Source organism: Mycobacterium sp. FW102-FHT13B02, from assembly GCF_058790275.1.
Map to the genome: position 1 here is coordinate 105680 of NZ_JBYTCM010000001.1, position 24490 is coordinate 130169.

Annotated in this window: 21 protein-coding genes and 2 pseudogenes; 9 read left to right on the forward strand and 14 right to left on the reverse strand. The window is 63.0% G+C overall.

The window, feature by feature from the left end:
- Positions 1 to 234: 234 nt before the first annotated feature.
- Positions 235 to 687 carry a hypothetical protein gene (locus tag AC3WTE_RS00520; RefSeq protein WP_492434783.1) on the reverse strand — a complete coding sequence of 151 codons (453 nt, stop codon included), beginning with the start codon at positions 685 to 687 and terminating at the stop codon, positions 235 to 237.
- Positions 688 to 922: 235 nt separating this feature from the next.
- Positions 923 to 1507: a TetR/AcrR family transcriptional regulator gene (locus AC3WTE_RS00525; RefSeq protein ID WP_492434785.1), complete on the reverse strand. Its 585-nt coding sequence runs from the start codon at positions 1505 to 1507 to the stop codon at positions 923 to 925.
- Positions 1508 to 1714: 207 nt separating this feature from the next.
- Between AC3WTE_RS00525 and AC3WTE_RS00530 the strand changes: the two genes are divergently transcribed.
- Both AC3WTE_RS00530 and AC3WTE_RS00535 read left to right on the forward strand, forming a co-directional pair.
- On the forward strand, positions 1715 to 3478 hold the full coding sequence (locus AC3WTE_RS00530; protein WP_492434787.1) for a nitroreductase/quinone reductase family protein: 1764 nt from the start codon (positions 1715 to 1717) through the stop codon (positions 3476 to 3478).
- A 34-nt stretch (positions 3479 to 3512) separates the two neighbouring features.
- Positions 3513 to 5276, forward strand: coding sequence for a phytoene desaturase family protein (locus AC3WTE_RS00535; protein ID WP_492434788.1), 1764 nt, complete (start codon positions 3513 to 3515; stop codon positions 5274 to 5276).
- Positions 5277 to 5420: 144 nt separating this feature from the next.
- On the opposite strand, the pseudogene AC3WTE_RS00540 reads toward AC3WTE_RS00535, so the two are convergent.
- The 5 genes and pseudogenes from AC3WTE_RS00540 to AC3WTE_RS00560 all read right to left on the reverse strand — a co-directional run bounded on the left by AC3WTE_RS00540 (position 5421) and on the right by AC3WTE_RS00560 (position 10523).
- Positions 5421 to 6909: pseudogene (locus tag AC3WTE_RS00540) on the reverse strand (flavin-containing monooxygenase).
- Between the two features lie 111 nt (positions 6910 to 7020).
- A complete protein-coding gene (locus AC3WTE_RS00545; protein ID WP_492435448.1) occupies positions 7021 to 8037 on the reverse strand; it encodes an AurF N-oxygenase family protein in 1017 nt (338 codons plus the stop codon).
- A 386-nt stretch (positions 8038 to 8423) separates the two neighbouring features.
- Positions 8424 to 8777 carry a VOC family protein gene (locus AC3WTE_RS00550; RefSeq protein WP_492434789.1) on the reverse strand — a complete coding sequence of 118 codons (354 nt, stop codon included), beginning with the start codon at positions 8775 to 8777 and terminating at the stop codon, positions 8424 to 8426.
- A gap of 168 nt (positions 8778 to 8945) precedes the next feature.
- Positions 8946 to 9596 (reverse strand): TetR/AcrR family transcriptional regulator, encoded by a 651-nt coding sequence (locus AC3WTE_RS00555; protein WP_492435449.1) that lies wholly within the window; start codon positions 9594 to 9596, stop codon positions 8946 to 8948.
- Positions 9597 to 9851: 255 nt separating this feature from the next.
- On the reverse strand, positions 9852 to 10523 hold the full coding sequence (locus AC3WTE_RS00560; RefSeq protein WP_492434790.1) for a Crp/Fnr family transcriptional regulator: 672 nt from the start codon (positions 10521 to 10523) through the stop codon (positions 9852 to 9854).
- A gap of 722 nt (positions 10524 to 11245) precedes the next feature.
- On the opposite strand from AC3WTE_RS00560, the gene AC3WTE_RS00565 reads away from it, so the two are divergent.
- Positions 11246 to 11932 (forward strand): Crp/Fnr family transcriptional regulator, encoded by a 687-nt coding sequence (locus AC3WTE_RS00565; protein WP_492434791.1) that lies wholly within the window; start codon positions 11246 to 11248, stop codon positions 11930 to 11932.
- A gap of 52 nt (positions 11933 to 11984) precedes the next feature.
- On the opposite strand, the gene AC3WTE_RS00570 is transcribed toward AC3WTE_RS00565, so the two are convergent.
- The 3 genes and pseudogenes from AC3WTE_RS00570 to AC3WTE_RS00580 all read right to left on the reverse strand — a co-directional run bounded on the left by AC3WTE_RS00570 (position 11985) and on the right by AC3WTE_RS00580 (position 13795).
- Entirely contained in the window at positions 11985 to 12431 is a 447-nt protein-coding gene (locus tag AC3WTE_RS00570; RefSeq protein WP_492434793.1) for a pyridoxamine 5'-phosphate oxidase family protein, read from the reverse strand.
- Positions 12432 to 12863: 432 nt separating this feature from the next.
- Positions 12864 to 12994 (reverse strand): annotated as a pseudogene (locus AC3WTE_RS00575) (transposase); the annotation flags it as partial.
- 189 nt (positions 12995 to 13183) lie between these two features.
- Positions 13184 to 13795 (reverse strand): helix-turn-helix domain-containing protein, encoded by a 612-nt coding sequence (locus AC3WTE_RS00580; protein WP_492434794.1) that lies wholly within the window; start codon positions 13793 to 13795, stop codon positions 13184 to 13186.
- 645 nt (positions 13796 to 14440) lie between these two features.
- On the opposite strand from AC3WTE_RS00580, the gene AC3WTE_RS00585 reads away from it, so the two are divergent.
- The 6 genes from AC3WTE_RS00585 to AC3WTE_RS00610 all read left to right on the forward strand — a co-directional run bounded on the left by AC3WTE_RS00585 (position 14441) and on the right by AC3WTE_RS00610 (position 19158).
- A complete protein-coding gene (locus tag AC3WTE_RS00585) occupies positions 14441 to 14902 on the forward strand; it encodes a hypothetical protein (protein ID WP_492434795.1) in 462 nt (153 codons plus the stop codon).
- Positions 14903 to 14950: 48 nt separating this feature from the next.
- Entirely contained in the window at positions 14951 to 15316 is a 366-nt protein-coding gene (locus AC3WTE_RS00590) for a PLD nuclease N-terminal domain-containing protein (RefSeq protein WP_492434797.1), read from the forward strand.
- Between the two features lie 480 nt (positions 15317 to 15796).
- Positions 15797 to 16504, forward strand: a complete 708-nt coding sequence (locus AC3WTE_RS00595; protein ID WP_492434799.1) for a DUF4241 domain-containing protein — start codon at positions 15797 to 15799, stop codon at positions 16502 to 16504.
- Between the two features lie 155 nt (positions 16505 to 16659).
- Positions 16660 to 17103 (forward strand): hypothetical protein, encoded by a 444-nt coding sequence (locus AC3WTE_RS00600; RefSeq protein ID WP_492434801.1) that lies wholly within the window; start codon positions 16660 to 16662, stop codon positions 17101 to 17103.
- Positions 17104 to 17391: 288 nt separating this feature from the next.
- A complete protein-coding gene (locus tag AC3WTE_RS00605) occupies positions 17392 to 17688 on the forward strand; it encodes a hypothetical protein (protein WP_492434802.1) in 297 nt (98 codons plus the stop codon).
- Between the two features lie 675 nt (positions 17689 to 18363).
- Entirely contained in the window at positions 18364 to 19158 is a 795-nt protein-coding gene (locus tag AC3WTE_RS00610; RefSeq protein ID WP_492434803.1) for an LLM class flavin-dependent oxidoreductase, read from the forward strand.
- Positions 19159 to 19223: 65 nt separating this feature from the next.
- Here AC3WTE_RS00610 and AC3WTE_RS00615 read toward each other — a convergent pair whose 3' ends face one another.
- The 4 genes from AC3WTE_RS00615 to AC3WTE_RS00630 all read right to left on the reverse strand — a co-directional run bounded on the left by AC3WTE_RS00615 (position 19224) and on the right by AC3WTE_RS00630 (position 24125).
- Positions 19224 to 20504 (reverse strand): MFS transporter, encoded by a 1281-nt coding sequence (locus tag AC3WTE_RS00615; RefSeq protein ID WP_492434805.1) that lies wholly within the window; start codon positions 20502 to 20504, stop codon positions 19224 to 19226.
- 66 nt (positions 20505 to 20570) lie between these two features.
- Positions 20571 to 21770, reverse strand: coding sequence for an acyl-CoA dehydrogenase family protein (locus tag AC3WTE_RS00620; RefSeq protein WP_492434807.1), 1200 nt, complete (start codon positions 21768 to 21770; stop codon positions 20571 to 20573).
- A 2-nt stretch (positions 21771 to 21772) separates the two neighbouring features.
- Positions 21773 to 22906, reverse strand: coding sequence for an LLM class flavin-dependent oxidoreductase (locus AC3WTE_RS00625; protein ID WP_492434808.1), 1134 nt, complete (start codon positions 22904 to 22906; stop codon positions 21773 to 21775).
- 4 nt (positions 22907 to 22910) lie between these two features.
- On the reverse strand, positions 22911 to 24125 hold the full coding sequence (locus AC3WTE_RS00630) for an acyl-CoA dehydrogenase family protein (protein ID WP_492434810.1): 1215 nt from the start codon (positions 24123 to 24125) through the stop codon (positions 22911 to 22913).
- Positions 24126 to 24490: the final 365 nt, after the last annotated feature.

Genomic DNA, 24490 nt, shown 5'->3' on the forward strand with positions numbered 1-24490 from the left:
TTTACGTTCATGCGGAGTGGGAATTGTGCTCCGATGCGCCAGCGGAGACCCAGAAAAGAGCTTCGGGACACCGGCCGCGCTACCCGCGCCGAGGGGTGGCGGTCGCTGTGGCTGTTGTCCTCACCATGGTCTGCGCCGGCGGTGTTGCCGGCACCTGCGACGCAGACCCCGCGGCACCGGCACCACCGTCCCCCCTGTGCCGGTGCCGCGGCCCATGTGCGCTGAGTAGAGCCGTCACCGAGCTTCGTAATGGACATACTTGGCGCGTGCAGGCAGCCAAATCGCAGCGACGATGGCGACGCTCACGATGCCGAGCGGGATATCGCCGATCAGGTGAATGTGTTGTCCGGGTAGAAAACCCATGACCAGCATGCTCGCCATATGGAAGGTCTCAGTGAGGAGGAATGCATCCACAAGGCGTCCGTAGCGATATGGGTCCCGTGCAGCCAGGAGGAGCCCGATGCTGAGGGCGATGTTCACGGCGGCGAGCATGACGAGATACTCCACACCGCCATGGCCCCACATCAGCAGGCGCCCCGCCGGCGATGACATCGGAATGATGGGCCGGACGGTGATCAGTGTCATGAAGATAAAGAAGACGATCCACTGTATCCCTGTCGCGCACAGGATCACTCGAAGTAGACGACTTACTTCGGGCGGTGTGTTCCGATAATCGGAATGGCCCATCGGTTGATTCCTCCCTGAGAGCAATCGAGATGCTAAATGACGCTTCGGAGCATCTGATTGGGTTGGTTTCGGCAGTTTGACGGCGGAATAGGCGTGTCGTGTTCACCATCCCCGGAAAAGGGGATGGCCTTGGGATTGAAGCGAGTCGACAGTGTGGCCGCGTTGCTTCCTGCGGCGTTGAAGCGGAATGCCCGCCTGCAGTGATCGGAGGCCTTTCCGGCCGCAATCACAACAGTTAGGGCATTCTTCCGGCACTTCGCTTTCGGCCCGGCTTTGTGTAGCTCCGCAGGAGCAACTCCAGATGAGTCCGCGCATACTCGAGAGGCTCCGTCGACTGTCGGCTCTGCGCCAATATCAGCGCACCCTCGAGCATCGCGACGATCGAGGTGGCCAGCCCCACGGAATCCTTCTCGGCGACACCGTTGGATCGTAGGCCCGCGGCAATGGTATGGACCCACCGGTCAAAGACCTGCCCGGCGGCATCCGCCACATCCGGAAACTCCTCGCGGCTCAGCGCGGCCGCCACTACCGGACAGCCGCCGTTATAGTCGCCGCTCACAAGCAAACTGGACCAGAAGTCGACGAGAGCGCGTACCGGCTCGTCGGCCGCCGCAAGACGCCCTATGACGCCGTCAGCCAGCTCACCGGCCGACGTCGTCGATTCAGCAATGAGTTCGTTTTTGCCACCCGGAAAGTACAGGTAAAGGCTTCGCCGGGCTACTCCGCTTACTGCCAGCACCTGTGCGACGCCGGTACCGGATACGCCGAATCGCCGGACGAGCTCCGTGGTCGCCTGTATCAGGCGGGAGCGCACCGACACCGTAGTTGCTCTCCTTTCGGCCCACGCGGCACGTAGTGGACACGCGTGCCTTTTGGTGAAGTGTGGCACGGATCGGCCCATTCGAGCTTCCTTCATGGAGTTCTCCGTCGTGTCCCTGCGGGCGATTGCGCACGCGATCATTAGACCGTATGGTCTACTTCAATGATTAGACCATACGGTCTAATGCTGACGAGAGGCTGGACAGAAATGACGGTGATCACCCGCCGTGCAGAGCAGGTCACGCTGGCAACGCCGCTCACGCTGTCCTGCGGTCAAGTCCTGGCGAACCGTCTCATGAAGTCGGCGCTGAGCGAAGGACTTGCCGAGGCTGACGGTGGCCCTGGTGATCGGATCGAACGGCTGTACCAGCGTTGGGGGCAGGGCGGTTTCGGCCTTGTTGTTACCGGCAACGTCATGGTCGACCAACACCACCTGGGCGAGCCGGGAAACGTCATAGTCGAGGACAGCCGACATCTGGATGCGCTTCAGCGCTGGGCCAAGACGGTGCAAGACGGCGACACCAGAATATGGATGCAGATCAATCATCCAGGGCGACAAGCCAATCCGCTGGCGACCAGGACAAGGCCGGTTGCGCCGTCTCCCGTCGGCATCGCAATGCCGGGAACGCCGCAGCCACGCGAACTCGCTGACTCTGAAATCCGAGACATCATCGCGAGATTCGCGGCGACGGCACGGGTCGCTGAGGAAGCCGGATTCGACGGTGTGCAGGTCCATGCAGCGCACGGATATCTCGTTTCCCAGTTCCTCTCACCGTTGGCCAATCGGCGCACAGACCATTGGGGTGGTGACGACGAGAGTCGCTCGCGCTTCCTCATCGAGATTCTGCGCGCCGTCCGCGAGAGCGTGCGGCCGGGCTTCGCGATCGGAGTCAAGCTCAACTCGGCCGACTTTCAGCGCGGGGGGTTCACCGAAGACCAGTCACGCGAGGTGATCCGGAGATTGTCGGTAGAACGGGTGGATCTCATCGAGATCAGCGGTGGCAACTACGAATCCCCGGCGGCGCTGGTGGGAGCGGACGAGGGGATCGGTGGCGAACCCGCCGACAGCACAGCGCGGCGTGAGGCATACTTCCTCCGTTTCGCCGCCGAAGCGCGCGCACTGGCTGCGGACACGCCTATCGCCGTGACAGGCGGGTTTCGCACTCGAGCGGCAATGGCCTCGGCGCTGGCAGAGGGTTCGTGCGACGTGGTCGGTCTGGGGCGTCCGGCAGTACTGGTTCCGGACGTCGCACACCAGTTGACGAGCGAGGCAATCGAAACCGTCACTTCCCGGCCTCCACAGGCCGGGCAATCAGCACCGCGTACCGCCCTCGGTAAGTCACTGCGGGGACTCCTCGATCTGCAGTGGCACACCGATCAGTTACACCGTATGGGGGCCGGACGCGATCCTGATCTGCACCGCGCCGTGGCGGTGACACTGTTGTCCGCGCTGCGACGTAACGGTCTTGGCGCTCTGATCAGTCCGCGCGGACTCGGCGCAGCCGCCGAGCGCAAGCGGGATCGAAAGTTCCGACGTGAAATAGTCATCGGGCGTTATGTTTTCAACCCGATGGTGCGGTCACTGGATCGCTTGGGTCTGCGCAGTGACTACACCGCGCTGCTGGCGACGACGGGTCGCCGTAGCGGACTACGCCGCGAAGTGCCGGTGTCGGCGCGCTTTGATGACACCGGCGCGTGGCTGGTCTCGCAACACGGCGCGCGGTCAGGCTGGGCACACAACATCGCCAGCGACCCTCGCGTTCAGATCAAACGTGGATCACGGTGGTTGGACGGTACCGCGGCACTACGTAGCGATGACGATCCCGCTTCCAGGGCTGCATCATTTGTCAGCGCGCGGTGGCTGCGGCCACTGGTGGTAGCAGGATTCCAAGCGCTGCAGACCGATCCGATCAGCGTCCGCATCACCTTCGACGCACCGGATGGCGACTCGCCCTCGCCAGAGCACGCCTAGCGCCCGACGCAGCCTCACGAAAGGGAGACCAACCATGACCACTTCAGCTAGCCCCTCGAGCCTTGTGGGCTCGATCCCGGACGATTCTCATTGGGGAGCAATCGTCGTCGGATCCGGGATGGGCGGACTGACCGCTGCCGCGTACCTCGCCGCGAACGGCGTCCGCACACTGGTGTTGGAAGCCGGCGAGACGATCGGCGGGTGTACTCACGTGTTCCGGCGCAACGGATTCGAATTCGAAGTCGGTGTTCACTATCTCGGTAGCTGCGGTTCTCCGGAAGGCAACATCCCGACGATTTTGCGTGGGCTTGGACTTGACAAGAGGATCGACTTCCGCGAGATCGACGCCGACGGATTCGACCAATTGCACTTCCGATCAGTTGATTTCGCCGTACCCCGCGGGTGGGACAACTACGAGAAAAGATTGCTGGCGCAATTCCCGGAGCAGCGGGCAGCGTTGCGTCGGTACGTGAAGATCATCCGCCGGCTTGCCGATGCCGTCGACCTCGCATCTACAGGGTCCGGGACAGACGGCGCGGTCCAGTTCGCGCGTAAAGCCGGGCCCTACGCCGCACTCGCAATGCTGCCGTTGGACGCCCTGGTGCGGATGTGCGGTGTGACCGGTATGGCCCGCACAGTGGTGTGCGGACAGACTCCGGCGTACGCGGCGGCGGCGCGGCGAGCGCCTGCCCTCGTGCAAGCGGGCTATCTCAAGATTTATGTGGGTGGCGGAGCCTACTTCCCGCAGGGAGGTGGCCAGATGCTGTCTGCGTCCCTTGCCGAGGCGATCACGGCAAACGGCGGCGCCATCGCGTTGAGTTCCGAAGTCAACCGCATCCACGTTGAGAACCGACGTGTGAGTGGGGTCAGTGTCGAGGGAGGGCGAACCCTCCACGCCCCGATCGTGGTCTCGGCCGCCGACTTGAAGAAGACCTTCCGGGACCTGGTCGGCGCCGAGCATATTCCTGCTCGCGACATGCGTCGAGTCGCGAACTACCGAATGGCGTGGCCGTTGTTCAACGTTTACCTCGGCCTGGACACCGATCTCGCCGACAGATTCACTTCCGCGCAGATCTGGCGGTTCCGCTTCGACGGAGATTTCGGCGTCAGCCAACGTCGCCTGGACTTCCGTCGATTCAACGGCGACCGTGAGGCGTGGCTACAGGAATGCCGCACCTATCTGGGTGCAATGATCCACATGGCCTCGATCAAAGACCCGGTATCTGGTTTGGCCCCCGCGGGCCAGAGCTCCATCGAGGTGATGACCTACGTGCCACCGGATCCAGAACTGTGGGGGCTGGCAGGACTCGACCCCACCGTCGAAGAAACGTACCGCTCCAACCCCACGTATCAGTACATGAAAGAACAGGTAACTGACATTTTGGTGAGTGTTGCCGAAGACGTCATTCCCGACATCCGCGAGCACATCGTGTGGCTGGAAGCCGGCTCGCCGGCTACCCAGCAGCGCTACACCCGGTCGACAGACGGTGGCTCTTACGGCGTAGAGATGAGTTGGGACCAGGTCGGCCCACGACGTCAGGGACCGCGCACACCGGTGGGAGGCCTTTTCGTCGCCGGAGCTAGCAGTGCATGGGGACCTGGCGTCGAGGGAACGATGCTCTCCGGCATCGGCGCGGCCGGGGCGGTGTTGAACCGCAACCTGATTCGCGAAGTAAGGGACGGCGCCGTATTCGGCGACGTTGCATCGCTACCTGAGCGCGACAGCTCCTGGGACCCCCTCGCCGTATCCACGACACTGGCCGTGAAGGGTTCGAAGCGCCGTAGCACCGCCCGTTGAGCCAGACAAGGAGACTACGTGGAACGAGTGCAGACCCATCGGGCCGATTCCGATCGTTCCAGCCGGCGGGCGGTTGTTGAGAAGGCACCTATCGAACGGCCGGAGTTGGCGTCAATCGGCGATACGGCCCAGTGCGGCAGTCGTCTACGAGCCAGTCGTTGCGGCAGCCCTCTGAAACGTGAGATTCGGATCGAGGACAGGACCGTCGCGCAGCATTGCGACGTCGTAGCTGTAGTTCATCGACATTAGCCACGGCTCGTTGATGCCCCGCCGAGGCATAGCCGCTAGAGCTCGCTGTACATATCCTGCTGAAAAGTCCAGTAGGGGGAGGGTTTCCATGCTCGGGTCGGCTACCGGCCACACCATGTCGTAGCCGTGGCTATCCATGTGTCTCAGTAGGCGGCAGTAATGCTCGCACAAGAGGTCGATCTTCAAAGTCCACGACGAATTCGTGTAGCCAAATGCGAAGATGAAGTTCGGTACACCGGACAGCATCATGCCCTTGGTAAGCCACCGCCTTAGACACGTCCACAGGTTGCCCATCAACGCTCAGCGCCATCCCGCCGAGTAGCTGGATGTTCAAACCGGTAGCGGTGATGATGATGTCGGCTTCGAGTTCGTGCCCGGATTCCAACCGGATGCCGGTCTCGGCGAACGTCGTGATGCGATCCGTGACCACCGAAGCGCTTCCGTCGCCGAGTGCCGTGAACAGATCACCGTCGGGTACCGCGCACAACCTCTGATCCCAGGGGTTGTAGCGGGGGCTGAAGTGCTCATCCACCGGATACCCGCCGGGCAACCTCCGCGCGTTGAACCAACGGATCATCGCCCGCGCCGCCGTTGGGTATTTCTGGCAGAACGTGTACACGGCGCGTTGTCTGAGGATGTTCTTGCGCCGGGCCGCCGCGTACCCGAGCTCGTCGCCGAGGAGCCGCTTGGCGATGTTGGCAAACTTGTCCTTGGCTGGTACCGGCATCATGTAGGTCGGCGACCGCTGCAGCATGGTGACGTGAGCAGCCGTGCCGGCCAGAGCTGGAACAAGCGTGACTGCCGTTGCACCGCTGCCAATTACGACGATCTTCTTGCCGGCGTAGTCGAGATGCTCGGGCCAGTGTTGAGGATGCACGATCTGTCCGGTGAACCGTTCGGCACCGGTGAACTCGGGGCTGTACCCCTGGTCATACCGGTAGTACCCGCTCCCGCAGAACAGCCAGCGCGCCGAGAGCTGCACGAGCTCTGGATCTGCCCCCTGCCGACCGGTCCGCTCGACGTCCACGAGCCATGAGGCACTGGCAGAATCCCAGGCGGCCCCAAGTACCTTGTGGCGGAACCGGATGTGCTGATCGATGCCGTTTTCCGCGACCGTCTCGTGTAGGTAGGCGAGGATCTTGTCAGCGCTGGCGATCGCATGCTCGTCGAGCCAGGGCTTGAATTGGTAACCATAGGTGTGTAAGTCAGAATCCGACCGAATTCCCGGATAGCGGAATAAATCCCAGGTGCCCCCGGTGGTACCGCGGGCCTCCAGCATCGCGTAACTGCGGCCGGGATGCTCACGCTGCAGGTAATAGGCGGCGCCGATGCCGGAGATGCCGGCACCGATGATCAGCACGTCGAAGTTTTCGATATCAGCCATAGCCGACAGGGCCTTTCAAGGTAGGGAGTTATATACGGGTCGAGCGCAGCGAGCTGTGTACGCCGCAAAGTCGACGGGAGCCGACCCGATTTCAGGCACGGTGGACGGCGACTACACGACAGAGAGCAGGCGTTCACGCTGCGGTTCACCGCGGTAGCGGCTTGGCGGACCGTCAATCTTGCAGATCCGCCACATCAGCTTGGCGATCGGACTCATCAGACCGGTGTCGTGGCACAGCATTCGGACATCTCCGAACGTGTCCCGCAGCATCTTGCGCGACTCGGGTGCGGCGAAGAACACCTCGTTGCGTACCGAGCGTGGAATGTCGAATTTCGCCCAAAACGCGCGTGGCGGCACGATGATTGCTGAGCACAGGATACGCATGACCAGCGGGACAAACAGTGACAGCAACAGTCGCTGGCGCGAGCGCAGGTTCGGCACGCGCTTGTGCAGGTACTGGTGTGCAAATGACATGTGCCGGGCCTCTTCGGCGACGTGGATCGCCATGACCCGCTCCATGATCGGGTGCAACTCCTTGCCCTCGCGGAGAACGTTCTTTTGCATGTGGTCAATGGGTTCTTCGCCGGCGAGAATGCCGAAGAAGAATGGGATCGGCAACGGGCCCGCGGTCAATGGGATCACTGGTTGCAACCACTTGAGCAAGCGTGGCATGCCAGGCACATCCATGCCGATCCGGTTCACCATCTCCTGAAACATCAGATTGTGATTGCATTCTTCAATCGATTCGTGCAAGCAGTAGCGGTACTCCGGGGAGCCGTTGGGCACCCAAAACGAGTACTCCATCAGACCACGGATCAGGATGTTCTCGAACTGTTCGCCCACCTTGGCGACGTTGGCCTGGCGCCACTTGCCGATCTCGATCTGCCGATCGACCGGCTGGCCTTGGTACCAGGGGTGGGCGCCGATCGGGTCCGATTCAGGAAGAATCCAGCGCGGGTCGTCTGCTTTGACATCGAACGCTGGTGTATCCCACTCGATGTCCTTGTAGGGATTGAAATTTCGTCGCACCGATCCCTCTGACAAAGTCGACAGGACCTCGCGGTACCCCTGGTCATCGCTGACATCCATGTTCTTGCGCCAGCGCTTGACGATCCTGGTGCGAGCCATCCGTTCAACCTCCCGCTCGGGTTTACATACACCCACTGTGTGTACACGGACAGTACCGGCGGTATCACCATCTGTGAGTAGGGCCAAAAGGCCCTATTGGTGTGGGCAACTGCGCGGCCGTCGCAAGAACCGGCCGTCGCGGCCAGCTTTGAGGCACCCCCGTGTCGGCACCCGGCAGGAGGTGTCGAGTCCTGGCCGCCAAAGCGCCATATCTGAACGACTTGAGCTGGACCACAGGATGATTCGCAGCTGTCGCACCCCTTGGCGGGTCTTCGGATCGCTCTGCTTACTCGGCAGCCATGGGCGGGCGGGCGGCTGCGAATCAGCCCCTGCCGGCGCGAAACGCCTCGCTACCTCGGGCAGTTGTCGCCCACAGTGCGGAATCTTTACCGGGGTAGGGGACTGTAGAAGACCAAGGCATTGCCCTTGTTGTCGTAGACAACGGCGCGACGTTCGTGTGCGTCGTTGTACGGTCCTTTCACGATGCCGCCACCGCTGGCTTCGATGCTTTTCGCGGCAGCGTCGACATCGGTGGTCTTGATGCCGACGACGACCTTTCCGGGGATGGGATGATCCAACGCGGTGGCCAATGCGAGCGTTATCGGCCCGCCGTCGAGCGCGGCGAAGTGGGTTCCGTCGCGGAACTTGAGCGGCATTCCGAGGGTGTCGCTGTAGAACCGGATCGATTCGTCCAAATCATCAGTGGACAGGATGATCATTTTGACTTCATGCTCGCTCATTTGTTGCCTCCCATGGCGACAGCGTTCCTAGTTTCGGGCGGTATCGGCGATGCGGCGCGGAATCGTTCGTCGACGTAGGTATCGGAGTATGCCACGGTCGCAGGTCTGTGGATAGCGACGGCGCTTGGCTCGGGAAGCTCAGTCGCACAGCACGTTTCGTCGCGCGGCTCACCAGTCGGCCGCCTTCAGCGTCCACAGCCTGTTGCCGGTGAGTCGTTCGAGTCCGTCGACGATCGCCATAAGGTTCGCTGACGCACCTGTGCAGCTGGCGTAGATCGTCACGCCCCACAGGATCGAGGACAGTACATCGATGGTTGCCGAGAGATCGGTGTCGGTATCGAATTTTCCGTGGTCGGCGGCATTGTGCACCGCCGTCGAGACGAATGTTCGGAGGGCACCTAGGGTATCGGCTTTGCCGGTGAGGCCGGGGTGGCGCAGCGATTCACGCGCGGCAGTAATGAGGAGGTCGGCTGATGCGAATCCCGAGCCAGCGGTGGAATTGAAATCCAGAACGCCGGAAATGAACGATGTCAGCTGATCTGGGAGTGTCGCGGCGTGCTGTGCTGAGCTTCGCGCTGCTTCGATCAGTGCGAGTGCTGGCTGTCCGATTGCTTCGTGGTACAGGTCCGCTTTGGTGGCGAAATGGTGGGTGACCAAGGTCCTGGCGACGTCGATCCGCGCGGCGATTTCTTGAAGCGTTGTGGCTGAGTAGCCGACGTCGGTGAAGACTGTGCGAGCCGAGTGAACAATCAGCTCGCGCGAAGACACTCCCCTCAGTGCGGTGGGACGGCCGCGCTTACGACGTGCTGCCAGCGCCATGCGCACGTTCGGCTCTGGTGTCGACCGTGATGCCGGGCGTTGATGAGCCCCTGTCGTCGGTCTACGCGCCACGAGTCCCCTCTCCGCCAATCGTCCCACCGGCATTACAAGCGAGCGCCGAGTTTTCCCGCTCGACTACGTGGCTAGTAGGGCCCAAAGTCCCATATCTGTGTCAGGTCACGCCGTCGCGTGTTTGCCTGTGCCGAAGATAGGTTCACGTTGCTTCTAGCGATGAGGCGGAAGCGGGTAGCGATATCACGTCGCGTGATTCGCCAATGCGGCCGCGTCGCAGATATCGATTGCCCTGCCGTGTAGTCGAATCCATCCTTCTTCAGCGAACGCCGACAGCACTTTGTTCATCGACTCGCGAGTAGTGCCGGCCAGCTGGCCAAGTTCTTTGTAATTCAGCTCGTGGTAGATGCGCATCGCTCCGTCCTCAGGTCTACCGAATCGATTGGCCAGGTCGAGCAGTAATGTCGCGACGCGTCCGGCTACGTCGGTGGTGTCAGTCTCGCCGAGAACGTCGTTGCCGTGCCGCAGCCGGCTCGCCATCACTCGAAACAGCTGGTCGGTGATTTCGGGATAAGCAGCGATACACGACTGCAAAGCCGAGGCCGTCAATGTCACGCCTTGGAGCGAAGTCAATGTGGTCACCGTGCGTAGACGCAGCCCTGGGCCGTACACCCACAGCTCGCCGAATACGTCCCTCGGGCCCAACAACTCGATGACGCGGTCTCGGCCCCGTAGTATTTGGGTGACCTTGACCTTGCCGGTCGCGATGACGTAGAGCCGATCGCCGGTGTCGCCTTCGCGAAACACGGTGTGCCGGCGAGGAAATGACACCGGTTCGAGATGGGCTGCCACGGCCGCGACGATGTCCGGCGCAAAGTCGCCAAAGATGCTGGCGCGCAGCAATTCCTCACCCACGGTGTCTCCCGGGCTTTGGTGGCGCGGTGGGTAGTTCGGGCGGACGCTGGATGTCCACAGACCGCGTGGGCTGCTCGCGTGTACGTGGCTCCGCCCCGCGATAGCAGTTTTGCCCTAGCGGATACCCGATCGTCAATAAGCAGCTCGGCAGCGGAGCAACAATCACCCCGTTTGCCACCGACGCGCCCCGGTACTTGACGCCCGCAATGACTTTCCTCCGAAGTTCAAATTCGCCGTGCTCGGCACGCCCCACGACTCAGGCGGCCGAACTGCAGTGCAGAACTAATCCGGTGGCTACCGCTCGGGGAAAGCGCGATAGCCGAGTCGGATGCCTACCCAACGACACGCATCTATGTGCCAACGACGGTTACATTAACTCAGGAAACACAAGTTAGCGCCCTAGTGACCCGGAAATGTAATTGACGCAACAGTTGCGGATACGGGTGTTCGGTATTGGAGTTAGCTCCGTCACCAGGGCCGCATGGACCGTCGTTATCGCGGCTCCCAGGCGTTCCACGAACGAGCGTCGTGTCCAAAGCGCTCGGGACTTTTGGCTCTACCGGTGTCACATGTCCAGCCATAGCGTGCCGGGTCACCTTATATGTAGGTAGGGGATTGGGGGCGGTAGGTCGATGGAAGGTGGTCGATACGCAGCGACTGGCGTCGCACTTTCTACGCCGGATGGTTCAGGTGGGCTAGATGTTTCGGGTAAGCAAGCACTATTGCGCGACAGCATCTTTGAGAGCGCGGCACCAAATCTCGTCGCGGCGGTGGCCACGCATCTGCAGCCGGTGTGGTATCCCCGGCGGCACAATGTGTTTGGCGAAGGTGACGCCGGCGATTGCCTCTATCTCATCGAGTCCGGCAAAGTGAAAGTCAGCCGCAGATCACGAGGTCAGGACCGGGTGATCAGCCTGTTGGGTCCTGGGGACGTTTTCGGTGAGCTTGCGGTGTACGACCCGGGAGTGCGCACATCGACGGTGGCGACATTGACTGCGGTACAGGCTTACATATTGACTGCTGACGGCTTGCGATCGTGCATGGCCGAGCATCCGGAGATCACTGGACCGCTGTTTCGTGTGCTGGCGCACCGGCTGCGGCGCACCAATGACGTTGTATACGGACAAATTTTCACGGATGTCCCCGGGCGCGTCGCCGCGCTGCTGCTCGACCTGGCCGACCGGTTCGGCAGGCCCGAAGACGGGGTGATGCGCGTCCGCCACGAGTTGAACACTCGGGAGCTCGGTCAGCTGGCCGGTACCAGTCGTGAATCAATGTGCAAGGTGCTCTCCACGTTCGCCGATCGCGGATGGGTGCGGCTGCGCGCCAGGGCAATCGACATCCATGATCCGGCAGCGTTGGCCGATGGCGGTTCGAATCGGCATAGGTCTGGCCGGCCTACTGAGTGAAGGCAAGTCCCCGCACCCTCGTGACGTCGATCAGTTCCTGGACCCGGCCGGTTCATTCCCGCGTGCATTCGGTTGCGCTGAAACGGATTCCGTCAACGATTTGCGGTGTGATGGCCAGGAGGCTGTGGCTAGCGAGGTTGACCCACGGGCGCAATCGTTCATAGCGGGTGAGCTGTTCGGGATCATTGATGGTGGTGGCCTTTCCGGTGACGACGACGCTCCACCCGGTGTGTGTATCGGGGTCGAGGTGGTCGGCCTCGTAGGCGACGACGACTCCTGAGCTCTGCAGTCGCCGCACCACATTCGAGAGGGTCGGGTTCAGTTGGGTGCGTAGTATCACTTGCCCGTTGTCGACGAGATGATTGACCAGCCGCGCTGTCGGTAAAGCGTTTCGGGTGAAGATGACCCGCCCGTGATCGATGCTGGCGAGCAGTCGCATGGCCTCGGCGTCATCGAGGGCGGTGGCGACGCGGTGGTCGGTGCTCGGTCGAAGCGTCACACGTTCCCCCTCTCGGTGATGTCCCGGAGCTGTCGGATGACAGCATGCGCCGAGTTTGCTGTTCTGCGAGACCAGTGGAGTAGGGTCCAAGGTCCCGCGACGGAGGTGAGCTACGGCCTCGGCTGTCGATTGTGTATGTGGTTACCGCTGAAGGGAAAGTGGCGCTGGCCCGTTCCAGGGCATCGGTGGTGGAGACAGGATCGATATCCTGCTGTACATGACGCGATAGTTCGCTATAACAGAGCAAAGGGCTCGGCGATAAGCCGTTTTCGGGTGGGTTTCTGCCAGCTTTCGCTCGCCCGGTGAGGGCATGGGTTGGCCATGATGGAGTAACCCACAATCGGAGTTGGAGTAGACGTCTTTGATGGCGCAGAGGTAGAGCCTGCCTTCATCGGTGCGGTGCTCGGTGATGTCGGTCAGCCACACTTGATTGCGGTCAGCGATCTTGAGCCAGCGATGCAGGCAGGCCTCCGAGATGTCGAAGTCCTTCGCGATCTGACGCAACGGCGCCTCACCCTTGCGGCTGCAGCGATGACGTCAGCACCGAACTCGGCAGGAAACAGCTGCCTTTCACCATTTTTCGATGAGTCGGCGGAACGTCGCACCGATCACTTCGAGCGGGCCGGACCCCCACGCGGCGTATACACCCAATATCCCACGCACGCGCCGGTCTGAGAACTCGTCTAACGATTGACCTCGTCGATCAGTTTGACCAGCCATTTCGCCACCAGCGCTACTAGGCTCGATCTGGTCTATCCGGCCGCGCTGTACAGGGAACCCGCAGATTGCAGGATGTCCTCACGGATATCGGGCGGAAACGTGAGCAGTGACGTGGTGATCATGCGGACCTCCGGATCGTGTGCCATTTCTAGCCAACATAATTCAGCTTCCAAGTACCGGGTATAGGCGCTGGTTGCGTCGGTGAAATAGGCGACGGACACACCGAAGACATCGGCGAGGTCACGCAGCATATCTAGGCTGGGGTGGCTGCGCCTGCCGGCGCGCAGCTGGGACAGGTATGGCGCAGACATCTCAATCCCGCGGGCCCGCAGGGCATTAAGCACCTCGTAGTTGCGCAGCGGGCCGCGGCCGGGCGGGCGGATCGTGTCGAACAACCGGTTTAGGCGTGCTGCCACGGTGCCGGGATCGATCGATTCTCCTCCGCGGTGGTGTTGTTTCGGGAAAGTGGTGCGAGCCTGATCGGTCTGGTTTGAGGCATGGCTAACGCTGTCAGCGGGTCGTGCCTCGGTCACCGGGTCGGGCGTCGCATCAGCCAGCCGATCGAAGCCAATAATGTTGGTATTGAGGCGATTACGACTCGCCTGGACAGACATGGTCAAGTGATTTCCCCCTTGCTCTGTCATCCTCCCCAGAATGACTGCGCGCGCAACGAACTGGCGCGTGCATAGGCATGCTTACACAGTTCGGGGGTTATGTTCATGTGATGTTCTTCACCACGTAACCACGGATGTTGGGACTTTCGGCTCTAGTTTCCGGTCGGTTGGCAACTGACGTAGCAGGTGCCGCGGCTGTCAGGAACCCGGCCGGGGCAGGGCGGCCGCAGGTGCGGGTAGAGGGGGATGTGCCGGGAGTTCCGTTTTCGACCTCGCGGCAGGAGTTGACGTGCCAGTCCGCTCATGCGATTGTTTGCCTTATCGCGTGAGCCGCGGGCAAGCCGGGGGGCTTGGAGCCTGCATTCGCAAGGGGGGTTATGCATGCTGCGTCGCACTGGGTTGTCGGGTTGTGTAATGGCGATGTCGGTGGTGTTCGCTATGGCTGCCGCGCCATGCGTGTTCGCCACGGGAGTGACGGCCGCGGCTCCGCAGCCGATGCTGGCTCGGTTCACGCAGTTCGTCACCGATGACGGCTGGATGAACGTCAGACCTCAGCGCGATCACCCTGCTGCGGAGTTATTTTGCGCACCCTCGCAGCGCGCGACCGACCACGGTGGGGCCGACTCTAAAGCCAGGAGGCTCACGGCCCGTGAACCCCGATAACGCTGCAGGACAATGAGTCCCACCGCAACACCGCGCCGCCGATACCTGACCGCCCGCATCGCCCATGTCACCGGCGACGCGGCGTGGGGGGTGTTCGTGGTCGCTCGACTTATGGCGGAGATGAGCTCCTATGGCCTCCCACGCCGATACGCCGACTACAGCAGTGGCTCACTGTTCACGACTGTGGCCGCAGACACCATCTCGGCTTGCGTCATCGGCGCACTGGCGGTGGTGATCATCGCTGCGGTCGTCGAAGCCATCGCCATCGGCCGCTGGCCCGCCGGCATGGGCACCATCGCCGCTCCCGTCCTGGGCGCGGCCGTCATCCTCACCGCACTTTACGAGCGTGCCGGCCACCCCTTCGGTGGCCTACAGCTGAACCTGGTCATCGTCTTCGTGCTGGTGCTCGTCGGCGTCGCATGCCGCCAGGTATGGAGCCAGGCGTTCGCACCGCGCCGGTCATCGGTGAATTGACGACTCAACAAAAGGCCGTCGGCATCGCGTCAAGGAAAGGTCACAAGGATGCTGTATTTCGGTGTGCTCGACGTGCTCGTGTTGCTGCTGGCGATCGTCGATATCGCTTGCACCGATGATCATGAAGTGCGTGGATTGCCGCGGGTGCTGTGGATCTTCATCGTCCTGCTGCTCCCGTTGGCCGGATCAATCGCCTGGTTTGTTGCCGGACGTCCGGCCGTCGCGACGCCGCGCAATCGCTCCCTCGAAGACCGACGGTTCCCCGAGTACGACAAACCGGGCCGCTTCATTCCGGAGGATCCTGCCGCCGACGAGGAATTCCTGCGGCGCTGCCGCGAAAGGGCCGAGCAACAGCGCCGCGCCGCCAAACTCAAACGTGCACAAGACGGCACCGATGGCCACGACGCGGACTGATCCGGGCGCCCTGCGGCGGCGGGGTCGCCAACGAACCCCGCAAGCACGCGCCCGTCAGGGTGCCGGCCGCTCAATGAAACGGTCTGTCTCGCTCGGGATGCGGTGACAGCGACCGACACGATGCCATCGATGACCGAACGGCCAGCGCCACCCAGTCGTCGGCGCTGAACATGATTGGGATGCGCTGCCCGCGGTATTCGGCGACTGCTCCGGTTACGGGTGTGGCACCCATCTTGCATATTGTCCCTTGTCGGACGGGCCGTTAGCAGTGTGCGGTCGTCACATAATGCATGGCGGCCCGGCCGGCACGGTCGGTGCGAACCGGTCATTGCGTGTGCCACCGGCGTCCGACACGAGAGCAGCATTTCCTCGAGGTGACGGGCGTACCGTCTGGTGACAGTCCCGCTGGAACACAATGCCCATCGCCGGGTGTTGAGGCGCAAAGAGCTACGGATCGGGTTTGAACCGAAAGGTGTGACGATGTCGACCAGCCCGAACCGCGTGCCTGCATCCGAGTTTCCGGTGTGGACGCCAACCCCCGGTAGCCGCGACGTTGAGCTGGGTCGGCTGCCGGTCACATCCGGACGCTTGGCGATCCGCGACGTCTACGACCGCGAGCGCCCGCAGGTCGTGCTCGCTGTTCGAGCAGGGGATCACCGAGTCTGGGCCACCGAGTGTTACGTCCGGCCGGCGGGCACGGCTGACAAACCTGTGCTGCGGCCCGCGTATCTATCGGTGCAGTTATCTGATGTGGCCCCGGCCTACGTGGGAACGCCGGAGGCGTTGTACCCCAGCGATATTCCGCCCTACGGAGCGAGCGTCTACACCGATCTGGGGATTGTCCTGGTGCACGACGGCGATGCGATAACGGAGGCGGACATGGAGGCCCTCGACCAGGACTGGGAGCGGGCGTGGGAAAGCCCCAGTAATTTCTCCGAAGTGCGCAGCGGCAGTGGGGCCACGGTGATCACCTGCAAGACGTTGGTCGACAACACGTCCATCCCCATCCTGGCCAGCTTCGACGCAGAGGACCGCCCCGTCGCGATCCACATCGACTTAGCGCTCATCGACATCGCGGGCACCGACAGGCCGGTCGCGGCGCCATCGCCAGATTCGTCGGTGAAGTCGCCCGTGAAAGACAAACGGACGCTTGCCGAGTTGTTTTGGCGGCGCAGATGGCGAATATAACCATGTGGCGCCAAGAAGCCTCCGGCGCAACGCCAAAGAACGTCCTAGGGTCCACAGCGAGACGGTCCGCCCGGAGGCTGTCGACCATGTTGTGCGTCGCTCTTCTGTGCTGGCTGGCACTTATGACCGCTGGCTGTGCGCCGCAGCCGGACGTAATGGCCAGGGACGACGACAACGGCGGCCAGGTCCACGTCCTGACCGGTCAACTATTCGACATCGTCCTCGCTGACGACTACGACCAGACCTTCTGCCAGTGGCGCGAAGAACATATCGACAATCCCCACATCCTGAACAAACTGGGTTCGCGCTACCAATGGGGGCGAAAGCCGCCGGCCGGGGTTGGAAATGGCACCTACACCGAGCGGTATCGGGCAAAGCAAGAAGGAACCACGAGAGTCAGTCTCGTTGAATCGACGAACGGCGGCCAGGTATGCCGCCGGTATGCCCTGACGGTGAAGGTGGGTCCGCAGAATCCACTGGACAGCATCATGTTCGGCTTCGGCCAGGTTCTTCCCTGGGTGCTCGTGGTCGCGGTCCCGGTGGGTATCGGGCTGGTGATCCGCGGCGTGTACAGGCTCGTGAGACGTCGGCGTCCCTGATCTACGTGCGCCGGCGTCCGAGAACAAGACGCACAACCGTGAACGACTCAACCGACTGCGTGCTGTAGCGGCGCGTCAGTGTGCCCGGGATCACGCGACCCGCACGTTCGGTTCCCACCTCCAGCAACGACTAACCCTACAAAAGCGGCGGTACCGCCACGACGGTTCAGAAAATCCGGAACCTTCCAGGCTGACCCACCGCTCACGAGATAAACACCAAGTACATGCTGTTGGCCGCCATCCAGCCCGCCGTGGAAGGGCACAGCGCTCGAAGCGTAAGGAGTACCGATGATGTCGTTGACCAGCGAATCCGACGTCGCGTGGGAGTTGGTGGAATCCATCCGCTCTCGTTTGACACCCGCGCAACTCGACAACGCGTACATCAACCTCGGCATCAGCGAGTTCGGCGGGCTAATCGAGTCGCTGATTGCTGTCATTGACCGCGAACAACTCGCGGTTCCCGATGCCCTCATGGAAAAACTGGACGCCTGGCGCGCGCTGCACCACCCAGACGGCCCCATCGCCGAGCACCTCGGCCGTCAACTCGAAGACTGCCGGCTGCGCAGTTCTGGATCGGCAGCCTGACACCCACCAGCCAGCAAACATCCCGCGATGAATCATGCACAGATTCGACGATCGGGGGAGCCGCCCGAGGCGGCAATACCATCTCGAAAGGAGAACTAGAGCAACATGTTGAGCCGACTACTCGCTCTCAGCGGTACCGCCGCAGTCCTCGGCGCGCTGCTATCCACGGCAACGCCAGTGCACCTGGGAGCTGTCGACCGGGCCGGATTCCCGATCCCATGCGGGACCGGCTTTCACCCACGTTTCGAAGTTGCCGAAGAGCAAGACCGACTCAATTTCGATCAGCACACCAGCGGCGGACCCATGTTTGTGGCGAGCAACTATGTCGAACAGTGCCAATCGATACTCGCTGACCGTCAATCGACCACGCTGCCGGTAGGCGCTGGCGGCACTGTGGCCCTGATCGCCGCCGTGGTATCGCGCCGTTACCGTCGTGCCCACTTGGGACAACATCGAGCGGTCACGCCTGTACTAATGCCGCCGATCACCAGAGAGGGCGCATTGTTGTAGCAACGGGTGTGCGCAGCTCGTACTCGAACTGAGATAGCCCGTCAAAGGTGCTGTGCACCAGCTCATTCAGTGAGATGGCTAACCCGTAGGAGCTGTGCGGACGGATGGCCTTCGCCGGCACTCTCGGCGACATGCCACGAGTGAGCTCGGTGTTACGGTGTCGTGGTGCGCCACGCAACCTTTATGCCGCCGTTCGGCGAGTTGGCAGACCCCCACGCCATCGTCGACATCGCGATCGCCGCCGAGGAATCGGGCTGGGACGGCCTATTTGTCTGGGACCATGTACTGAGCCCGATCGGCGGCCAGTGGGAAATCGCCGATCCCTGGGTCGCATTGGCAGCTGCTGCGTCCAACACGAGTCGAATCAGGTTGGGGCCGATGGTCACACCGCTACCGCGGCGCCGCGTGCTCAAACTTGCACGGGAGACCCTGACACTGGATCGGCTGAGTCGCGGACGGCTGATCCTCGGCTTGGGCACCGGTGACAATCGGGGCCGAGAATACTCTGCGGTCGGAGAGGATGCCGACGCGCGGCGACTCGGACGCTTGCTTGATGAAGGCGTCGGATTGTTGACGGCCATGTGGGCCGGTGAAACCGTCACGCATCGTGGTCAGCTGGTCGCTGACGACGTGCGTGCGCTACCCGACGCCGCGCAGCAGGTGCGAATCCCGGTGTGGTTCGGCACCGCACGCCACAGCGGCAAGCCAGTCGAACGAGCCGCCCGCCATGACGGCATATTTCCACTCACAGGCGACGCGTCGACGGTTGCCCAGATCGCCAACACCATCGACCAATTGCGTGGCGGCAGTGACGGTTTCGATATCGCCGTCAAGACTCGCCCGGGTACTGACGCGGCCGAGTTTGCCCGCGCCGGCGCGACCTGGGCAATGCACACCTTCTGGCCGGGCGACGGCACAGATCAGGTACTGCGGGTGATAAAGGCCGGCCGCCCGATCTGACGAGTTGCTGGGTCCCTCGCGCGCCGGGAGTCGGCGGTCCGCGCCCCTCCGCAATGTCGTCAACTTCAGGCGGGAAACGCCATAGCCTCGTCCGCGAGGTCGTCGAGTTCCTTGCCCTTGGTCTCTGGACCCAACAGGTAGCCGACGACGGTGAGCAGCCAAATCGCGGACAGCGCCAGATAAGGCGCCTGTACGCCGTAGTGACCGATGGCCCAACCGACGACGGTCGGCGCGGCGATCGAAACGATGCGGCCGCCGCCGACGGCGACGCCAAATCCGGTGCCCCGCAGCACTGTTGGGAACAGCTCGGAGATGTACGCATCGCCGACTCCCCACAGCCAACCGAGGGTGGCGATCGATATCGCTCCGTAGACCTGGTATTCGGCCAACGAATCCGAGGTGGCTGCCAGGATGGAGGAACCGGCCGCGACGACGGCACCGAGGACCGCCGAAGGACGGCGACCGAATCTGTCGGCCAACGCGGTGCCCAGAAAGACAAAGACGACTTGCAGCAGGAAGAACACCAGGGCGTAGCGAATCGCATCGGTGGTGGATGCGTGGAATCTCTTGACGATGTACGTCGTGAGAAACAGGGTGGAGCCCCAGTAGCCGACCGCGTTCGCCGTGTAGATCAACCAGCCCACGATCAGACGCCGGCGTACCCCGGGTAGTTTCCACAGCTGGGCCCTCGGAGTGCCGTCCCGCTTTCGTCTTTCGTCGACCTCGGTATAGCGCGGCGATTCGGTAATACCTTGGCGCACAAGAAACAAGATCACGGCCGGGACGATGGCGACGATGAATGCCGATTGCCAGCCGAATCGTGGCACCAGCACGAGCGCGACCGCCGCCGCGAGGACGTAGCCGAGCGAGAACAACGAGAAGATCACCCCGCCCACGCCGATCGCCCGGGTCTTGGTCGGCCAGACCTCGGCGGTATAGGGGGCACCGACCGCCAGTTCGCCGGCGCCGCCCACGCCGGTGAGGAAGCGCAGGCCGGTGAATGCCGCCAGGTTCGTGGTGATGCCGGCCAATGCCGTGGTGATGCCGTAGAGCAGGATCGACGCACCGAGCGTGGCCTTGCGGCCCCACCGATCGGCGGCGAAACCGAATCCGATGGTCCCGATGGTGTAGCCGACCAGGAAGATCGATCCGATATAGCCGGCCTGAGCCTCGGTGATCTGCAGGGTCTTCTTGATCTCGGGCAACACCAAGCCGTAGATGTTCACGGCGTAGGAGTCGAAGCCGTACCCCAATCCTGCCGTCACTGCCACGAACACCGCCGGCTTGAACGGCTGCGATTTCAGTGTGGGTGAAACGGCTTGCGCCTCTTCCAGATTGGCGGACATGGGGCCGAGGCTATCGGGTGCCGGTCGGCGTCCCGATATTCAGAATCCGCGGGATCGAAAGTGCATTCAGATCTGGCCGTGATTCGGCGGTGTCACACCGGAAAGCTCCCACGCGCCGATGTGGTGGTACTTCCAGTCGACGGGGTCGTGCACGCTGTGGGTGCGGGCATTACGCCAGTGTCGGTCGAGGGCGTACCGGCGATCGGTTCCGCTTGCCCCAGTGAGCGCGAACACCTGGCTGGCCACGTCGACGGCGACGTCGCTGCTGAAGGCTTTGGCCTGGGCCACCGCTATCGAGCCGCGCGCGGCGGCGTCGGGATCGCCGACGTCAAGACCGATGTCTTCGAGTTCCCCTGCAGCCCAACGTAACAGCTGGACAGCCGCGCGGGTCCGGGTGGCAAGCTGGCCGAATCGCAGCAGGACGTGCGGATCGTCGCTCGCCGTGTTGGCCTGTCCGTAGCGCACCGCCTCGAAGAACGGGCGGCTGCGGGTGCGGACGAACTCGCCGGCGTCGGCGAGGGCGCCCTCCGCGATGCCGGCTTCGATGGCTGCGTGGACCAATTGGGCCCGTGCGCCGAGAAGTTGCGGCTTCTCGAATGCCGACCAATAGGGCACGACCAAGTCGCCGTCGATCGTGACGCCATCCAGAGTGGTGGTCCCACTCACGGTAGAGCGTTGCCCCATGGCGGCCCAGTCTTCGTCGATGGTCACACCGGGTGCGTCACGTTCGACGAACGCCAGCACGAGACGGTCGTCGGGATCGAGTGCGCTGACTGCCAGCCACCGAGAAGTGATGGCGCCGGTGCAGTAGTACTTGGTGCCGTCGACCCGCCAGCGCGTGCCGTCGTTGCTCAGGCGGGTTTTGAGATCCTGGGCATGATGGCCGCCGCGCTCGGCGAGCACCGGTGCGATGCGCGCCCCGTTTACGATGGCGGGAAGGATGCGGGCTCGCTGCAGGGGAGTGCCCAGCAGGCGCAGGATGTCCACGGCAAGGTAATGGCCTTGTGGCACCTGGGCAAGGGCTGGATCGGCCGCTGCGATGATCCTGACAACGTCGGCCAAAGTCCGAGGTCCGAGCCCGTCTCCGCCGTCTTCGATCGGCACTGTGATGGCCGGCAGGCTGCGGGTGTCGAACTCGGAAACCTCTGCCCGGGGCACGGCGCCGGTTCGATCACGTTCGGCGGCACCAGGTTTCACCGCTGCGGCGAATTCTTCTGCGATAGCGACGATGTGCGCGTGCGTCCTGGGCGCCAAAGTTCGCACCATGCTCACGAGCGCCGATCAGCAAGCAGTCCGCGTTCCGCGAGAATGGGGGTGACGCCCTCGCCAAAGGAGTAGGCCTCTTCGAGGTGTGGATATCCGGACAGGATGAACTCGTCGAGACCCAGCTCGTGATACTCCGCGATGCGGTCGGCAACCTGCTCATGGCTGCCCACCAACGCGGTGCCGGCACCACCACGAACCAGCCCGATACCGGCCCACAAGTTGGGGGACACCTCCAAGTTGTCGGTTCGGCCGCCGTGCAGGGCAGACATCCGCCGCTGCCCCTCCGACTGCGAATTGCGTTGAATCTGCTGCGCGCGATTGATGCTCTCGGCATCAAGACCTGCCAGCAGTTTGTCCGCCTGCGCCCATGCCTCCTCTTCGGTGGGGCGACTGATGACATGCAGACGAATCCCGAACCGCAGTTCTCCGGCGGCCAACCGCGTCCTCCCCAGATTCTTGACTCGGTGGCGCACCGCATCGAGCTTCTCGGCGACCTGGGCAGGTGGCTCACCCCATGTCAGGTACACGTCGGCGTGTTCGGCCGCCACCTCTAGCGCTTCGGCCGATGACCCGCCCAGGTAGATGTCAGGAAAGGTGTCGGCGGGGATGATGGTCGCGTTCTCCACCGACAGGTGCTTGCCGGTAAAAGTGACCGGTTCGCCGGACCATAGCTGCCGGAAGATCGTGAGGAACTCGGCGGCCCGCTCATAGCGCTCCGCTTTGCCGAGATGATCGCCGAAGCGGCGCTGCTCGACATCGTCGCCGCCAGTAACCACATTGAGCAGCAAACGGTTCCGCGAGATTCGCTGGTACGTAGCGGCTGCCTGGGCGACCAGGGTCGGCGCTTGCAAGCCCGGCCGGAACGCGACCAGGTACTTGAACCGTTCGGTCCGTTGGGTCAGTGCCGCTGTGAACACCCACGCGTCCTCACACCAGCTACTGGTGGGAGTCAATGCGCCGGTGAATCCGAGCCGCTCCGCCGCGCCCGCCACGAGGCTGAGGTAATCGAGGTCGGGAGCGCGGTCCGCGCCGAAGCCGTCCGCGCGGCTGCCTGCCGCACCGACCGCGTTGCCCAGACTCAGGTCGCTGCGCGAGTCACCATTGGTGGGCAGGAACCAGTGCAAAGTGATGGCCATCGGTCTACCGGTACAGCGAGAACTCGGGGCGGCGACCGTTGAGAGTCCAGTCACCAACCTCTTTGGCCTTGTACGCCACCGGATCATGCACCGTGTGAGTGCGCAAGTTTCGCCAGTGCCGGTCGAATCCGTACTTGGTGGACGTGGCGCGTGCGCCCTGGATTTCGAACAGGCGGCTGGCGGTCTCCAAGCCGACCTTCGTGGAAAGGTACTTGGCTTCGTAGATGGCCACTGCGGCCTCGGCGCGCTGGTCTTCCGACAGCGCCGGCCCGACGTCCAGCGCGGCTTGCAGGGCATCGCCGGCCCGGTCGGCCAACAATGCGGTCGCCCGTACTTGGCTGACGAGCTCGCCGACGGTCTGCAGAACGTACGGGTCGTCGGTGGCCCGCTCGACGCCCGAGGATTCCCACGCCGAGCCGTGGGTTCGCGTCCAATCGAGCGCCTCGGCCAAGGCCCCCTCTGCGGTGCCGAGGTAGAAGTTGACGAACGCCAACTGCCAGTGCGGCGTAACGAGGGTCTGGTACGGCGTGGGATCCGAAGCGACGAAAGGTTCTTCGCCGAGCACTTCGTCATGCTCGATCCGCGCGTCGACGACACGGACACCACCCGAGTCCGTCAGACGCTGACCGATGTTGTCCCAGTCATCGAGGAAAGTGAATCCCTGACGGCCGCCACGGACGTCGAGCGACAGAAAAACCAGACTGCCGTCGAGCGAGGCCGTGACGGACAGCTGATCGCCGGTACTCGCGCCGCTGGCGAACGTGCGGCTGCCGTTCAGCCGGAACCCGTTGTCGTCACGGGTCAAAACCAGATCGGAGCCCCCGCGAGGATTTTGAATTCCACCCCAGAACAGCTTTTCGGCGGCGTTTTTTCGGGAGAGCACCTCAGCTTGAGCAGGCGTCCCGAAGAGCGACGCGATGCGGGTCTGGGCGTAGTGGTAGCCGATGAGATGGGCGATCGACGTGTCACCACGGGCGATCCGCCTCGTCACCTGAGCCGCCTGCGCGTAATTGAAGCCCGAGCCGCCGTATTCGACCGGCTCTTGCACTTGCAGCAGATCATTGCGGCGCAGCAGCTCGATCTCTTCACGCGGCGCGGCGTTCGCCCGGTCCCGCGCGGCGGCGGTCTCGCGCAGCTCGTCGGCGACGCGGTCAGCGGTAGCCAACACGGCGGCGACGACATCGTCGTCGGCAGGGGCAGTCGTGGTGAGAACAGTCATGGCTCAACTCCCGGGAACGTAACACGGCCACAAGCCAAAGGGGCAGTGGCGAATTCAGGCGGTTCGCTCAGGAATATAGAAGCGAAAAACGCGACACGGTGCGGCGCCGGATTCGATGTGAGCGCTCGGAAGAGGCCTGACCACCGGCGGTAGCGTCGATACCGCTAAAGATCATTCTGATTCCAACGAGGTCGTCAGTTCAGGCGGGCGGGCGGGCAGCGGTTCGCGGCGCGATAGATGCCGGCGCGATGTCGCCGACGGACGATCGGCGACCGATTGGGGACTTCGGTCCCTACTGGATTGTTGTCGCCGCGCGATCAGATGGCCGTACGAAAGGTTGACGCCCTGTCATTGCTGGGGCATGT